This window comes from Paraniabella ginsengisoli (assembly GCF_022513635.1).
In the GTDB taxonomy this organism is placed as follows: domain Bacteria; phylum Bacteroidota; class Bacteroidia; order Chitinophagales; family Chitinophagaceae; genus Niabella; species Niabella ginsengisoli.
In genome coordinates, this window is the sequence record NZ_JAKWBL010000002.1 from 92,692 (window position 1) to 108,110 (window position 15,419).

A 15,419-nucleotide genomic window follows, 5' to 3' on the forward strand; every position below is an offset into this window, starting at 1 on the left:
TGCAATTTCCGTTATAAGTTCAAAACTAATTGCTAATTACTATTATTACGACATGAGTAAGATAACTTCCATAGCGACTGCTGTTCCGAAATATAAGCAGAGCCAGATGCAGATTTACGATGTAGTGAAATCGTTTCATGCAAATACAGTTGATGAAGATCGTGTATTAAGGTTTATGTATAAATCCAGCGGTATTGATACCCGTTATGCTGCTGTTCCTGATTTTAATATAGAAAATGATCGGAGTGAAATTCTGATAAAAAATGAAAATTCCTGCAACACAAAAAACCTTGAAGAAAGATTGAACGTTTATGATTCGGCGGCACTTGAACTATCGATTGATGTAATCAATAAATGTTTACCTGATGGCATGTTTCCTACTGACATAACGCATCTGATTACGGTTAGTTGCACAGGGATGCAAGCGCCGGGTCTTGATTTGGCGATCATCCGGCAATTAGGATTAAAACCGAATATTTATAGAACGTCTGTAAATTTTATGGGTTGTTATGCTGCTATTCATGGGCTGAAACATGCACATTATATAGCCGCTAATGAACAGGATGCTAAAGTGCTTGTTGTTTGCGTAGAACTATGCACCCTTCATTTTCAAAAAAACAAAACCATCGATAATATTACGAGCACTATTATTTTTGGTGACGGTGCAGCAGCAGTATTGATAGAAAACTCAGCAAGTAAAAGAACTGGCTGGGAAATAAAGGATTTTTACAGCGAAATAAATTTTGAAGGCATTGATGACATGGCCTGGAAAATTTCGGCTGATGGATTTTTAATGACATTAACCAGCAACGTTCCCGACATACTTGAAAAAAATGTAATGCAATTGTACAAAACGCTTTGCAGCATTATGGGATTGATAGTGATGAAATAGCAAGTTGGTGTGTGCATCCGGGTGGTAAAAAAATACTGGAAGCTATTGAGCGGGGAACAGATATTTCCAAAGAGCAATTGCAACAAAGCTATGAAGTGTTGAAGGAGTATGGGAATATGAGCAGTCCTACTGTTTTGTTTGTATTGGAAAAAATTATGAAGAAAGCTGAATCAGATCTCGCAATCAAAAATATTGTTGGTATGGCTTTTGGGCCCGGACTTACTTTGGAAACCTTTTATATATGCCATGCCTGATTTTTCAACAAGAAGTTATGATAAAGAATTGCTGGACGACCCTGCTGTTCCGTTTGAACATATCAGGCAAAATATGCAAGAGCTGAACAACATCAACACCTTGCTGGGCGGGCATTCCATCACTTTAAAAGGATTTAAAAAACTGCTTGGAAAAGAAAAACAGATAAGCGTTTGCGAAATAGGTTGCGGTGGCGGTGATAATTTATTTGTGATTGATAATTGGTGCAGAAAAAACGGCGTTACTGCTCACTTATCAGGAATTGATATAAACCCCAACTGCATTGAGTTTGCTACAAATAAATACGGGCATTTAAACATCGAGTTTATTTGCAGTGATTATAAAACATACTCTTTTGAATCGAAGCCTGATATTTTATTTAACTCACTTTTTTGCCATCATTTTAATAATAACGAATTAATGAAAATGTTACAGTGGATGAAAAAGAATAGCAGCAATGGTTTTTTTATAAATGATTTGCATCGGCATCCAATAGCATATTATAGCATTAAATGGTTAACAAAACTATTTTCCAAATCTTACTTAGTAAAAAATGATGCGCCGCTTTCCGTATTGCGCGGATTAAAAAAAAACGAATGGAAATATATAGTTGATGCTTCGGATGTAAACGATGTAAACATCAGTTGGGAATGGGCTTTCAGGCATTTGGTAGTATATAAAAAATGATTACAAATGATTATGATATTGGTATTGTTGGCGGAGGCCTTGCCGGATTAACTACCGCCATACAACTTAAAAAGAAAGGCTATGCAGTCATTCTTTTTGAAAAAAACAAATATCCTTTTCATCGTGTTTGCGGTGAATATATCAGTCTTGAAAATTGGGATTATTTATTGGATTGTGGTGTGGATTTAACAGCCTTGAAATTGCCAATTATTAAAAAACTTGAAGTAAGCGCACCTAATGGAGCTATGTTGAAAACTGATCTGGATTTAGGCGGCTTTGGAATTAGCCGATTTATGCTGGATCATATTTTGTATGAAAAAGCAAAGCCGGCGGGCGTTATCATACTTGAAGGAACAAAGGTTGACGATATTATTTATAAAGATGGTTATTACGCCATATCCTGCGGAGCAGAAATTTATAATGTAAAACTGGCTTTAGGAAGTTTTGGAAAACGCAGCAATATTGATGTAAAATGGCGGCGAAATTTTGTTTCCAAAAAGAAAACTGCGTTGAATAATTACGTCGGCATTAAATATCATATCAAAACTGATTTTCCAGAAGATACCATTGCTTTACATAATTTTAAAGATGGCTATTGTGGCATTTCTAAAATAGAAGCAGATAAATATTGCCTTTGCTATTTAACAACTGCGGCTAATTTACAAGCAAGTGGAAGTATTAAAGAAATGGAACGCTCTATTCTTTATCAAAACAAATATCTTGAACAAATATTTGAAAACAGCGAGTTTATTTTTGATGAACCTGTTTCCATTTCACAAATTTCATTTGATAACAAAGAAGTAGTTTATAATTCCATGCCTTTTGCCGGCGATGCTTGTGGTATGATTACGCCTTTGTGGAAATGGAATGAGCATGGCCATGCATGGGGGCAAACTCTTTAGTATGTTGGCGGATGATTACTTGCAGCAGCGAATATCGTTGAAAGATATGTTGCAGCAATATGAAAAACAATGGAACGATCATTTTTCTAAGCGCTTACAAATTGGCCGCTTTGTTCAAAGCCATTTCGGAAAAGAGTGGCAAACGAATTTGTTTATAGGCGCATTGAAGAAAATACCGTGGCTGACAAAAAGAATTATTAAAGCTACACACGGGGAGAATTTCTGATTTGGAATTTTTAATTTGAAATTCATTGTCGTCTATTTTAAAGATGCTGTCCTCAAATTCCAAATCAAAAATTACAAATTCTTAGTACTGCCCGGTACTCAACATTACCAATGTGCAAGCGTTGATCGTCTGTACACCTTGTTCCGCGGCCTTTGTGGCCAATTGCCTGTTTTCCGCGCCGGGATTGAAGATAATGCGTTTGGGTTGTAGGGAAAGAATATAATCTTCATACTCTTTCTGATTTTGCTCGTTCATGTACATCGTAACGGTATCTATATCTTTCTCCGCAGGTTTTAATTTATGTATATTTACATCGCCTACCTGCCCTTCTCTACGGCCAATTGCAACAACATCATGCCCATGCGCCCGCAATCTTTTTAAAGCCATATTTCCATATCGTGATGGGTTTTCTGATGCGCCAAGTACCAATGTTTTTTTGCTCATATTATTGTATTTTATTGAGAACCATTTTTAACCATGATTCTGTAAGTAATAAAATCCGTTTCAGGATTTTGTTGTCAAACCCTATTTGTTTATGCAAGCTTTGTGCCGTATAGTTGTCAGTGGCTGTTTCCAATTGTATAAAAGTTACACCATCAGAAGCTGCAAAAGATATAGCCTAGCTGTATTGGTTTAGCACCAATGCCCTGCTTGCGGTGTTTCTGTCAAAATATAGGTCATTCGGTATCCAGTTTTTTGTAGCGCGCATAGAAGGATTTTTGGATAAAGCAGTAAATCCTAAAGGCTTTGGCCATTACTATCAAGAGTAATGAAAATAACCGATTCATTGTTATGCAATTTTTTTACCAATAAATTTTTTGGCCAATTGCACATCAGAAGGCTGTTTATAATATATTCTGTACTTGTTAAACAACTCGTAAATCAGAGATGCCTGTGTTTTATTAAGTTGTATAATTTCCATTTTACTACTTGTTAAAATGAGACATAAAAGCAAGATAAATTTTTAGTTCTGGATAAATGTCCGTATCTTAGTGGACAAATGAACGGGTTATGAAAAAGAAAAATACAAAAAGAAGCCCGAAGAGGAGATGAACAACTTACTTCAGGAGCCTGAAGTTGCTTACATTACTGCATCGGTTGCAAAACGCCGTGCTAATAATCCTGTTCGCCGAACAATAGACTTGATGGGTCTTGACGATGATGAAACGTATAGCGATATAGAAAGTTCATCCGATTTTATTGATTATATACGCGATGGTATTCCTAAAAAAGCGCTTGATACATTGGCAAATGTTATCGGCCTTTCAGCAACAGAAATGGCCGATATTGTACACACTTCCGACAGAACTTTACGCCGTTATACACCTGCACAAAAGCTAAGTGCCGAGCAGTCGGAGCGTTTGATTGAGTTGAGCAGGTTGTACACTCGTGGCGAAGATGTGTTTGGCGATATAGAAAATTTTAAGCGCTGGGTAGAAACACCTATAATAGCTTTGGGAGATAAAAAGCCTAAGGAGTATTTAGATACATCTATTGGTATTAATATGTTATTTGATGAACTTGGGCGCATTGAGCATGGAATATTTGCATGATGAAAGTTTATCGAATCAGCAAATGCAAATATATAGATGATTTAACCGGCACAGGCGCTTCTGTATATTCAGGACGGTGGCACAATAAGGGAACGCATATATTATATACGGCTGCTTCTCCATCACTTGCAATGCTTGAGACAATTGTACATATTTCGAATGTTGTTGTAGATGAAACCTGTTTGATTTGTATCGAATTACCCGATGTTCCCGTTATGGAAATACCTATCAAAACTTTACAGGATGGATGGTTTAAAAATCCATCACCGGAAAATCTTAGATTTATTGGAGACGAGTTTATAAAGGAGAAAAAATATTTTTCGTTGAAAGTGCCTTCTGCTGTAATGCCCGAAGAATCTAACTATTTATTGAATCCGGCTCATAGTGCATTTAGCAAAATAAAGGTTGTATATACGCGAACTATACCGATAGATGCACGGTTACTTGCTGGTAAAAAGAGTTAATGCTTTCAATGTATTTTAAAACCTCGAAGGCATTGGATAAAATTACATTTTCTCAAGCTGCCCAATTTTTTTCCAACTCGGATCTATTTCTAAAGAGACGGCGATGTAAATATCGTTTTTGCTTTTTTAAATGTTACACCCTGTTCCATTTCTGCATTTATTTCAGAAGGAGTTAGTTTATACATTGCACCAGTAATCGGGTCAATAATTAATCCTATAATTCCACCAATTGCAATATTGCCAAGATACCAGGCATTAAATTTTTTGGTTAAATTGGTTTCATAAGTTTTATAGCCCTCTAATTTTAGCATTACATGATGTTCTTTTTCTTTGAAGTCTCATTTCAAGCGGAGTGCTGCCAATTTCTACTTCATCAATGTAAATGGTTGCAGAAGATGGGCTACTGGTGAAGTTTACTTTTTGTTTTGAACCTGATATAATGGTTGCACAGCTTGTTAATAGAACTGAAATGGCCAAAGCCGAAATAAAAATTGATTTTCTCATTTGAAGGATATTTAAAAGTTAGCAATTAGTTTATTTGCAATTGGTATTGTGGCAAATCGGCAACATTGCCATTATAGAAAAAGAATTCAACTTTCATCCGATAACAAGAACTCCACAAGTCCGGTGATTTTTTTCAACAACCTTTACAATATTGGCTCCATTTTGCCGAGCCAATTTTCTAGCTTTTACAAGATTTGAATTGAAGTCACAATCCGTTGAAAAGCCAGTGTCTCCAAACTTTGCCTCACCTAATTTTTTTGTGTTTTCAGGAACTTTGTGATGCACGTCTAAAAATGCTACTTTGTCTTCAATTGTTAAAGGATGATTACTGCTCTGAAAATTAGATTTGATAGAAGCGCTACAGCTAACCAATATGATGCTTAGCATGAGAAGCAATGCAGGTTTCATTTTTGATGTTTAGTTTTTGATTGAACATTAAAAATATGTAAAAAATATTTCAGTAAACTAAAAATGGAAAAAATATGCTGAATTGTAAAGACATTTGTCGTTTATGTAGGATGCCATATGTTCTACTGTACAAGCGAGCGTGGCAAGATCGCTGATTTATATTTATTGTTGATACACAAAAAAGCCGCATCTATTACAATGCGGCTTTATAAAATTTAGTTTTATATAATTTTATACTAACATCCGTAAAGGCTCTTCCAATAAGCTTTTCAGCGTTTGAAGGAAGGCGGCACCTACAGCTCCGTCAGCCACTCGGTGATCGCAAGTAAGCGTTACCTTCATCATATTACCAACTGTGATCTGGCCATTTTGAACAACCGGAACCTGGTTGATAGCGCCAACTGCTAAAATGCAAGAGGCCGGCGGGTTAATGATCGCCGTAAATTCTTCTATGCCAAACATACCTAAATTAGAGATCGTAAAAGTGTTTCCTTCCCACTCCGCTGGTGCTAATTTTTTAGACTTAGCGCGTCCGGCAAGATCTTTAACTTCTCCTGCAATTTGAGACAGTGATTTAGTATCTGCAAAACGAACTACCGGAACCAGTAACCCTTGATCTACAGCAACCGCTACGCCAATATCCACATGATGATTTACACGAATGGTATCACCCTGCCAACTACTGTTAATATATGGATGTTGCTTCAACGCAATAGCGCAGGCTTTTATTACAAGATCGTTGAATGATATTTTATTAGGAGAAACCTCATTAAGCTGAGCGCGGCTGGCAACTGCCTTGTCCATGTTGATTTCCATGGTAAGGTAGATTTCAGGAGCAGAGAATTTAACTTCAGAAAGGCGGCGTGCGATGGTTTTACGCATTTGCGAAACCGGAACGTCTTCAAACGAAACCTGCCCGGAAGGAGCTGAAGCTACTGCTGGCGCACCACTTTCTTTTGAAGCCGGTTTAGCCTCAGAAGGTTTGTAATTATCTACGTCAGATTTTACAATTCTTCCGCCATCGCCAGAACCTTGGATGCTATTTATATCGATACCTTTTTCGGCAGCCAGCTTTTTAGCAAGTGGTGATGCCTTAATGCGTCCATTTTCACCTGTTGAAGCAGATGCGGCTGGTGCCTCTTCTTTTGTTTCAGTTTTGGCCTCAGCTTTTGGAGCTTCTGATTTAGGTTCTTCGTCTTTTGTTTCCGCTTTAGGTGCGGGAGCACCTCCGCCTTTTACGGCAGCTACAATTTCGTCAACGTTTACTTTTCCTTCTTCACCAATAATACAAAGCAGGTCATTTACCTGAATTTTATCGCCGGCTTTAGCACCCTGATATAATAGTTTGCCGTTTTTATAGCTTTCCAGCTCCATGGTGGCTTTATCTGTTTCAATTTCAGCCAACAAGTCGCTTTTTTATATCGTCGCCAATATTTTTGCCCAGCTTGCGATAACGCCTTCTGTCATCGTATCACTTAGACGCGGCATCAATACCACTTCTTCCATTTTTGATACATCCACCGAAGATGAAGCGGCTGGAGCGGCAGGTTTCTCAACAGTTTTTTCTTCTGTTTTAGCAGGCTCTTCGGCTTTCTTTTCTTCTTTTGGTTGTTCGGTACTTCCCGATTTTCCATTTACTAATCCGGAAATATCTTCACCTGCATCACCCACAATTACCATCAGATCGTCCACCTGAAGTTTTCCACCATTCTCAGCGCCAAGGTAAAGTATTGTCCCATCTTTATAACTTTCCAGCTCCATAGTGGCTTTATCTGTTTCAATTTCAGCCAGTAAGTCGCCTTTTTTAACGCTATCACCCACTTTTTTATGCCATGCTGCAATCACCCCTTCTGTCATCGTATCGCTCAAACGGGGCATTAAAATTTTTTCCGCCATGTATCTAAAATATTTCGCCCGAAATTAGTGAATTATATGTAAAGTTTACAAGTAAAAAAGGTTAATGGTTTCAAGTTTCAGGTTTCAAGTTTCGGGTCTCTGGCAACCTGTAACCTGTAACTATCTTCCCAACTCCAATTTCAATTTTTCTTTCAATTGCTGCACCAATGGATATTTTTCGATCATTTTTTTATATTGATCCACTGCTGTAAGCGGTTTTTCTATAGTTTCTTCCTGCACTTGCCGGTTTGGGTTGATAACATTAAAAATCTGAAGTTGAGAATTTTGTAATGCTTCTTTTAAAAATTCCGCAGCTTCATTTTTAGTGATCTCCACAAAACGATTCTCTAACGGATTGGATGTATATACATAAAATGAGTTGGCATCCACAATCTTCACAGTTGCCAGCGAAAAGCTTTGTGCTGCCGGGTTTCTATTATCCTTCAGCACCTGTGTAAATTTTTTCCAGGCTTCCAGAACCGCGGTTTCTTCTAAAGGAATATCTTCTTTTTCCGGCTCAATTTGTTTAAACTGTTTTCTCAGTTTTTCCAGGCTGCTAATTTTTTTACCTCCTGCTGTTTTTGTTTCTGCAAGGCGAGCCTCGGTAGTGGGAGGTGGTGTTGCAACTGTAACCGGAGTTTCCACATGCTTTGCCGGCGGTTCTTCTGAAATAGTAAGTTTAGCGGCAGGTGCCTGCGTATTGGTTGACTTTGTTTTTGGAGCTATTGGCTTTATTGCAACCGGCTGTATTTGCCGAAAAGCAAGCGCTCCTTTTGACTCAGTTAATTTTTTTTTTGATACCGAATTTTCATCCAGTGTTATTTGCATTGCTTGTTGCAGGTAGCAGAGCTTTATCAACGTAAGTTCTACATGTAACCTTTTATTACGTGCAGATCGGTAATTAATTTCCGATTCGTTAAGCACATTTAAGGCGCTGATCAAAAGTGGTGCTGAAACCTGTTTAGCTGTGCTGATATATTTTTCTTTAAAACTTTCAACCGTGTCTAATAAGGCAACTACTTTTTCATCTCTGCTTACTAAAAGATTTCGGATGAAAGATGCCATTCCATTAAGCACCAAATCGCCTTCGAAACCTTTTCGGTTAATGTCTTCATACAATAACATGGCGCTCGATAGGTCCTGTTGCTGCATAAAATCCATCAAACGGAAATAATAATCCTCATCAAGTATATTCAGATGCTCCAACGTATTGTTGTAGCTTATTTCACCATTGCTAAAACTTACAATTTTATCCATGATGCTTAATGCATCGCGCATACAGCCTTCACTTTTCTGAGCAATCAGTTGCAGGGAAGCCTTGTCGGCATTAACGCTTTCCTTTTTACAAATATCTTCCAAATGTTCTACCGTATCATTGGTGGTAATACGCTTAAAGTCGAAGATTTGACAACGGCTTAAAATGGTAGGTAAGATTTTATGTTTTTCGGTAGTTGCTAAAATAAAAATGGCGTAGGGCGGCGGCTCTTCCAGCGTTTTCAAAAAGGCATTGAACGCCGCAGAACTCAGCATGTGTACCTCATCTATAATATACACCTTATACCTGCCAGCCTGTGGAGCAAAACGCACCTGGTCTACTAATGTTCGAATATCATCTACAGAATTGTTACTGGCAGCATCGAGCTCATGGATATTAAGTGAACTGCCGTGGTTAAATGAAACGCAGGACTGACACTGATTACAAGCTTCTCCATCCGGCGTTTGACTTTCACAGTTGATAGTTTTTGCTAAAATACGGGCGCAGGTGGTTTTGCCTACACCACGAGGGCCGCAAAACAAGAAGGCATGCGCCAACTGATTCTGCTTGATCGCATTTTTAAGCGTTGTAGTAATATGCTGCTGGCCAACAACAGTATCAAAATTTTGTGGCCTGTATTTACGTGCTGAAACAATAAATTTATCCATGATAACTCCTCGCGACAAATGTAACATAATTGCGAGATGAATTGTTGTCTTGCGGGAGGATGTGGAAAATTGCTATTTTTTTACTGATAAAACTTTAACCCAGCCCTCGTTTTCATGTTCAAGCAAACAGATTTCTCCTATCTCTTCATAACAGGTTTTCAATTTTTTAATAGAAACTATTACCATTTCATCGATGTTAAATTTTTTAAGCAGTTTTTTATTACACACCTGATAATCTAAATTATTGTGCCTGAGATAGGTTCCGGTGCAATCCCGTACAATTGTCATTTCCCCCTCTATGTCGGGAATTTCAGTTGTTTGTTTTTTTGGCAACTTATCGTAGTCACAATAAGTAATAATAAAAGATATTTCATACACAGTTTTTTTATTACAGACGTGTTAATGGTGATAAATGCAACCATTGTAAATAAAACTGCCCGGAAATTTCCAGGCAGTTTTTTAATAAAGGGATAAAATATTACTCGTATCCGGGGTTTTGTACCAACGATGTATTCTTGTTCATTTCGTCTCTGGTGATAGGAGCGAAATACATTTTATTAACCCATTTTCTGTTTTCATGGGCTACGTCAGTTGTAGGCGTATAAGTATAGTTGTAAATGGTTTCATCATGTTTGTAAGGACTTGCTAATTGCTTTCCTGCTTTGAAAGTGCCGGTAATATTGATGAATGTCAGTTTTCTTCCCAGTGTTTCAGAAGCGATCATCCAGCGTCTGGCATCATGATAGCGTTGCTCTTCAAAACTCATTTCAATTCTTTTTCATTCCGATACCGGTTTTTAAGTGCTGCGCCAGTCTCTGTTGCTGGTATTTCTGGCATTCCGGAACGGAAGCGGATACGATTCAACCAGGTTCTGGCGGGTGCTTCTTCACCTAATTCAAGAGATGCTTCTATAAAATTAAAAACCACTTCTGTATATCTTATAAACGGCCATGGTATTAATTGCTTGGTATTAGCCTCTGCAATTTTAGGATCAGGATCAATGAATTTTCTCATATAATAACCTGTGCGGCTTCCATTCCAGTCTTCTATCGAACTGCTTCTTGTATCTAAACCGTTAAAAGTTATTTTAGAACCACCCTGTATCAGATCATATTTACCTGTTTGAATTTGATTGGCAGGGTCAACATTACCGGATACAAGATCTCTGGGTTTCCAGTCCGCTCCATCATATAGAACGGTAGCATAGAATCTTGGATCTCTATTTTTGTAAGGAGCAGCTTTATGTGTGGCATTGCTCCAGCTAAATGCTGTACCATCATTCATTTCAAAATCATCGACAAAGATACCGATGGGCGTATTGCCTGCCCAGTTATGATAACCGTTGGGACCATTATATTGGCCAATGCTAACCCCAGCACCTGTATTAACATTCAAATTGTAGTATCTGCCCCAAATTATTTCATCGCCCGCCGTTTCGTCCATGCCTTCTGCTTTACTGTATCCACCCATTGCGATCGACATATAATTCAGCTTTCCATTTTCAGCTGAAACAGGAGTTGCCAGATTTAACTTGTAACCAGCTTTATAAATAGGACCCAAATCCAAAGCAACTTGCGCTGCTTGCTTGGCTCTTTGCCATCTTTCAGCACGGTTGCCTCCTGCATAACCAAACAATTCAGGTTTTGGATGGCTACCCAGTTCCGGGAATTTTGTTGTGGCAACAGGCAGGTAATGCAGATCGCTGGCTGCATATAATAAAATACGCGATTTGAGTGCTAATGCTGCCAGAAGATTAGTTCTTCCTTTTGCCATTTCTTTATCATTGATCAGCCATGCTGCAGTATCGCAATCAGCTACAACAAAGTTGACACATTCTTCATAGGTGTTTCGTGTTGAGCTGTAATCTTCATCAAGTCCGTAAGTTTTTGTTATTAGTGGCACACCTCCATAATATCTTAATAGTTGCTGATAGAAAAAAGCTCTTAAGAAATGAGCTTCACCTTTCAGGCGATTAGCAAGCGCTGTATCAATTAGCGGTGACGCTAATTTTTCCAGGGTGAGGTTCGCTGCCCTGATGCCATTAAACATATTCTGCCATTCATAACTCGCGGGTACAAACCCAACGTTGCTGGGACTGGCGCTGCCTTCATTAATGGTATTAATGTTGCGGCCGGTATGTGTAAACACGGCTTCATCGCTAAAGCTGGCAAGCATTTCTTCAGTGAAACCACCCACGCCTAGGTATTGATTGTAAATACCGGTTACAAAAGCTTCTGCCAAAGGCCCATCCTGCCATGTAGTTTCGGCGGGAACCTCATTCGTTGGCTCGATATTTAAAAAATCTTTTTGGCAACTATAGCTTCCAATAAGAAGCAAGGTGAATATTAAGTATTGTAGAAATATATTGGTTTTCATGTGTTGTGTTTGATGATGATCAATGGGGTTTTAGAATGTAACAGTTGCGCCCACATTAAAAATTCGGGATTGAGGATAATACTGGCCATTAGTGCTTGTAGCCTCCGGATCCCAAAGCTTCATCTTATCCCAGGTAAAGATGTTCTGTCCATTGGCAAATACTCTTACATTGCTAATAACTTCCCTTAGCGATTTGGGCATATTAACAGCATATCCCAATTCGACATTTTTAAGGCGCAAATAATTACTACTGCGCAGGAAATAAGTGTTCCGTCCGGCTTTTGCAAAATCGGTATAATACTGATTGTTCCTGCTTGTTATGCGTGGATCAACACTACTTTCATTATCGACAGTCCATCTGTTGTCAAATGAGTATTGAAGATAGTTTCCAATATCACCCGATTCAGTTCCGAAGAAAAGCATTCCACCTGTGGCTCCCTGAAACATAAAACTGAAATCGAAATTGCGATAACTAAGGCTCCCGTTAAAACCGCCGGTAAATAGAGGATCGCGAGTTTTGTCGAGCGCAACCATATCATCACCGGTTATTTTTCCATCCTGATTATAATCTTTTAGTTTCATGTCGCCGGGTCGAAGATTATTGGTAAGTGCAGAATAATCGATCGTGTTAGCATCAATGTCTGCCTGGTTTTTAAACACACCGTCATATTGGTAAGCAACAATGGTGTAGCCGCTGGTTCCATACGGTTTGCCAGTAGAGCGCTGCCACTCAGGTACGCCAGCAGGTTCGCTTGAATAAAGCACTTTATTTTTTGCGTATCCGCCATTAATACCCAGGCTGTAGGTTACTTCCCCTACATTGTCGCTCCATGATATTTTGAATTCACCACCGCGGTTTGACATTTTACCTTTGTTGGTTGGTGGAAGTTTATTTGAAATACCACTGCTTTGCGGCACTAAACCTGTTTCGGCAATCAACGCTCGGTCTCTTTGATTGTAGAAATAATCCAGTTCTACCGATAGGCGATTATTTAAAAATGCAGCATCTAACCCGATGTTAGTGTTGGTGCCTATTTCCCATGTGAAATCTTGATTCGCTACTCTGGCTTCATATAATGCCTGAACAACTGCATCGCTTAAAACATAATTGGTGAAGGGATAAGACGAAATAAACTGATATTCAGCAAGGACGCCACCAAAATAAGGTTCTGCGCCCATCTGCCCCCATGAACCGCGTATCTTCAAATTATTAACAAAGTTGACATTGTCCTTAAAAAATTTCTCTTCAGAAATACGCCAGCCTGCTGTTACGCCAGGAAAGAAACCAAATCTTTTATTGGGAGGAAAAATGTACGATCCGTCATAGCGCCATAAAAATTCAAATAAATATTTCTGTTCATAATTATATCCAACACGTCCGAAATAACTTAGCCGCGCTCTTCTGTAAGAGCCGCCACCATTGTTCTTTTCCAGGTCGCCCCCTACAGACATCACATCAATTGCATTAGAAAGGAAATATCTTCTAAAGGCATTAAACCCTTCGTAATCTTCTGTTTCCCGCTGCACGCCGGCAAGAAAATTAACTGAATGCGCGCCAAATGTTTTGTCATAGTTCAATAATCCTGAAAGGTTAATGTTGAGTGTATTTTCTGTCCATTGATTTAACCGGGGATCAGTAAATGGAGAGCGCAGCTCTTTCGTAAGTTTGGGTGTTACACCATCGGCTTCATACGAAGTTTTATCCCATGAATATAAATACCATGGCGTTTCAAATCGTTTTTGGTTTTTAAAGTATTTGTCAACTGCGGCTGTACCTGTAAGTTTTAATCCTTCAACTCCGGGTATCAGAATTTCAAGCCGACCTGTTGTTTGAATATAATCGCGTTTATCATTATCATAACCTGTTTGATTTGTTGTAATAACTACCGGATTTTGGCCGTATTCTATATCTCGGCCAGGCATACCGTTGGGCCAGATAGCCGGTTCATTTGGTTTGCCACGCATTAACATGCGAAATATTTCACCAGCACCATCTGTTGGAAAGGCACGGAACTCCTCCCGGCCTGCTATACCCAGCTGCAGGCTCATATATTTATTAATCTTTGCATCCAGATTTAATCGTAGATCATATTGCTTATATCCTGTTGCTGAATTCTTATAATAAGCGTCCTGGTTTTGATAACCTATAGAACCGAGATATTTTACATTTTCAGATCCCCCTGATAATTGTACATAGTGGCGCGATTGTGGTGACCAGTTTTTAAATGTAGCATCAAACCAGTCGGTATTTGGGTGGCCCCAAGGGTCAGAGCCATCACGATATTTCTGCATGTCTTCTGGGAAGAAACCAGTAGGAGAATTGATCACTGCATTATTATCCGGATTAGTATACGTTCCGGTATTTATTAAAGCATCGTAAGCTGTCTTCCACTGAGCCGGCGGTACGCTGCTTTCGTATATTGCCAGTTCATTTCGAAGTGTACCATATTCAACTGCATCGGTAAGCTTGGGGATCACAGTAGGTTGCGCCCAGCCCTGATTGAAAGTATAAGATAACATAGGTTTGCCGCTTTTGCCTCTTTTAGTTGTAATCAGTATCACACCATTGGCAGCTCGCGACCCATAAATTGCGGCAGAGGCATCTTTTAATACAGACATGCTTTCAATGTCGTTTGGATTTAATCTTTCCATACCTCCTTCGCGGTCAGGTACGCCATCTATTACAATTAACGCGCTGGAATTTCCTAAAGAGTTCGTTCCTCTTATTCGAATTGTAGAGCCGTCGTAACCTGGCTCACCACTACCATTTAGAGCAGTGATGCCGGGCAATCTTCCTGCTAAAGAATTGGTTAGATTTAATGTTGGAGTTTTGGCAAGTTCACTACCTTTTACGTCAGCAACCGCACCAGTTAGTGTTACCTTTTTTTGTGTGCCATAACCAACTACTACTACCTCATCCATGCTGGATGCCATTGGCTCTAATTCAATCATAACGCTGGTTTGGCCGTTTAATGAAACTTCTTTTTAAGAAAGCTGACATGCGAAATTTCGAGAATACTTTCAAGAGAAGTAGTAATAGAAAAATTACCGCTACTGTCTGTAAGTGTACTAGTTGTACCTCCTTTTACATTAACCGTAGCACCGTTAACGGGCTGACCTTTAGAAGTGACCGAACCTTTAACGGTTTGCGCATTTTGTGCACTTGAAGAAAGTAAAAGTGTTGTAAAAAAATGACAAGGCAGGCGTGCACATGGCTACGCCAGGTGAAGCAAGTTTTTAATTTCATGGACAAGCTGTTTTCGTTTAAAAATAGTTTGAGAGCGATTTAGGGCACCTCATGTAATAACGTGAGAGTGCAGCAAACATTTTACCGAA

Annotated in this window: 17 protein-coding genes and 1 pseudogene; 7 read left to right on the forward strand and 11 right to left on the reverse strand. The window is 38.9% G+C overall.

All coding sequences use genetic code 11. The annotated features are described in order from the left end of the window. Positions 1-52 precede the first annotated feature (52 nt). Genes MKP09_RS11590 through MKP09_RS11610 form a run of 5 tightly spaced genes read left to right on the forward strand, consistent with a single transcriptional unit; the run spans position 53 to position 2,959 of the window. The gene (locus MKP09_RS11590) at positions 53-892 is read left to right on the forward strand and encodes a type III polyketide synthase (RefSeq protein WP_240830168.1); all 840 of its coding nucleotides are present in this window, start codon (positions 53-55) and stop codon (positions 890-892) included. Beyond that, positions 859-1,146 (forward strand): 3-oxoacyl-[acyl-carrier-protein] synthase III C-terminal domain-containing protein, encoded by a 288-nt coding sequence (locus MKP09_RS11595; RefSeq protein WP_240830169.1) that lies wholly within the window; start codon positions 859-861, stop codon positions 1,144-1,146. Before MKP09_RS11590 ends, MKP09_RS11595 begins: the two co-directional genes overlap by 34 nt. After that, positions 1,085-1,831, forward strand: coding sequence for a methyltransferase domain-containing protein (locus MKP09_RS11600; RefSeq protein ID WP_240830170.1), 747 nt, complete (start codon positions 1,085-1,087; stop codon positions 1,829-1,831). The genes MKP09_RS11595 and MKP09_RS11600 overlap by 62 nt, the downstream gene beginning before the upstream one ends. Further along, positions 1,828-2,733: an NAD(P)/FAD-dependent oxidoreductase gene (locus MKP09_RS11605; protein WP_240830171.1), complete on the forward strand. Its 906-nt coding sequence runs from the start codon at positions 1,828-1,830 to the stop codon at positions 2,731-2,733. The genes MKP09_RS11600 and MKP09_RS11605 overlap by 4 nt, the downstream gene beginning before the upstream one ends. 1 nt (position 2,734) lies before the next feature. Continuing rightward, positions 2,735-2,959: a hypothetical protein gene (locus MKP09_RS11610; protein WP_240830172.1), complete on the forward strand. Its 225-nt coding sequence runs from the start codon at positions 2,735-2,737 to the stop codon at positions 2,957-2,959. Positions 2,960-3,040: 81 nt separating this feature from the next. Here MKP09_RS11610 and MKP09_RS11615 read toward each other — a convergent pair whose 3' ends face one another. Then, positions 3,041-3,403 carry a CoA-binding protein gene (locus tag MKP09_RS11615; protein WP_240830173.1) on the reverse strand — a complete coding sequence of 121 codons (363 nt, stop codon included), beginning with the start codon at positions 3,401-3,403 and terminating at the stop codon, positions 3,041-3,043. A gap of 605 nt (positions 3,404-4,008) precedes the next feature. Here MKP09_RS11615 and MKP09_RS11620 point away from each other — a divergent pair. Beyond that, entirely contained in the window at positions 4,009-4,512 is a 504-nt protein-coding gene (locus tag MKP09_RS11620) for an Xre family toxin-antitoxin system antitoxin (protein WP_240830174.1), read from the forward strand. Next, positions 4,509-4,976, forward strand: a complete 468-nt coding sequence (locus MKP09_RS11625) for an RES family NAD+ phosphorylase (RefSeq protein ID WP_240830175.1) — start codon at positions 4,509-4,511, stop codon at positions 4,974-4,976. Before MKP09_RS11620 ends, MKP09_RS11625 begins: the two co-directional genes overlap by 4 nt. Positions 4,977-5,065: 89 nt before the next feature. On the opposite strand, the gene MKP09_RS11630 is transcribed toward MKP09_RS11625, so the two are convergent. The 10 genes and pseudogenes from MKP09_RS11630 to MKP09_RS11675 form a co-directional block, all read right to left on the reverse strand. After that, positions 5,066-5,287: a hypothetical protein gene (locus tag MKP09_RS11630; RefSeq protein ID WP_240830176.1), complete on the reverse strand. Its 222-nt coding sequence runs from the start codon at positions 5,285-5,287 to the stop codon at positions 5,066-5,068. Beyond that, complete coding sequence (locus MKP09_RS11635; protein WP_240830177.1) at positions 5,265-5,480, reverse strand: PEGA domain-containing protein; 216 nt, start codon at positions 5,478-5,480, stop codon at positions 5,265-5,267. Before MKP09_RS11635 ends, MKP09_RS11630 begins: the two co-directional genes overlap by 23 nt. A 93-nt stretch (positions 5,481-5,573) precedes the next feature. Beyond that, positions 5,574-5,888, reverse strand: a complete 315-nt coding sequence (locus tag MKP09_RS11640; protein WP_240830178.1) for a hypothetical protein — start codon at positions 5,886-5,888, stop codon at positions 5,574-5,576. Positions 5,889-6,119: 231 nt separating this feature from the next. After that, a pseudogene (locus tag MKP09_RS11645) lies at positions 6,120-7,784 on the reverse strand (pyruvate dehydrogenase complex dihydrolipoamide acetyltransferase). A gap of 120 nt (positions 7,785-7,904) precedes the next feature. Next, the gene (locus MKP09_RS11655) at positions 7,905-9,734 is read right to left on the reverse strand and encodes a DNA polymerase III subunit gamma/tau (protein WP_240830181.1); all 1,830 of its coding nucleotides are present in this window, start codon (positions 9,732-9,734) and stop codon (positions 7,905-7,907) included. Positions 9,735-9,779: 45 nt separating this feature from the next. Continuing rightward, positions 9,780-10,085 (reverse strand): hypothetical protein, encoded by a 306-nt coding sequence (locus MKP09_RS11660; RefSeq protein WP_240830182.1) that lies wholly within the window; start codon positions 10,083-10,085, stop codon positions 9,780-9,782. Between the two features lie 100 nt (positions 10,086-10,185). Then, positions 10,186-10,473, reverse strand: a complete 288-nt coding sequence (locus tag MKP09_RS26040) for a RagB/SusD family nutrient uptake outer membrane protein (RefSeq protein ID WP_262915334.1) — start codon at positions 10,471-10,473, stop codon at positions 10,186-10,188. Continuing rightward, the gene (locus tag MKP09_RS11665; protein ID WP_262915335.1) at positions 10,470-12,083 is read right to left on the reverse strand and encodes a RagB/SusD family nutrient uptake outer membrane protein; all 1,614 of its coding nucleotides are present in this window, start codon (positions 12,081-12,083) and stop codon (positions 10,470-10,472) included. Before MKP09_RS11665 ends, MKP09_RS26040 begins: the two co-directional genes overlap by 4 nt. Before the next feature lie 30 nt (positions 12,084-12,113). Then, positions 12,114-15,035 (reverse strand): SusC/RagA family TonB-linked outer membrane protein, encoded by a 2,922-nt coding sequence (locus MKP09_RS11670; RefSeq protein ID WP_240830183.1) that lies wholly within the window; start codon positions 15,033-15,035, stop codon positions 12,114-12,116. 17 nt (positions 15,036-15,052) lie between these two features. Continuing rightward, a complete protein-coding gene (locus MKP09_RS11675; RefSeq protein WP_240830685.1) occupies positions 15,053-15,286 on the reverse strand; it encodes a carboxypeptidase-like regulatory domain-containing protein in 234 nt (77 codons plus the stop codon). Positions 15,287-15,419: the final 133 nt, after the last annotated feature.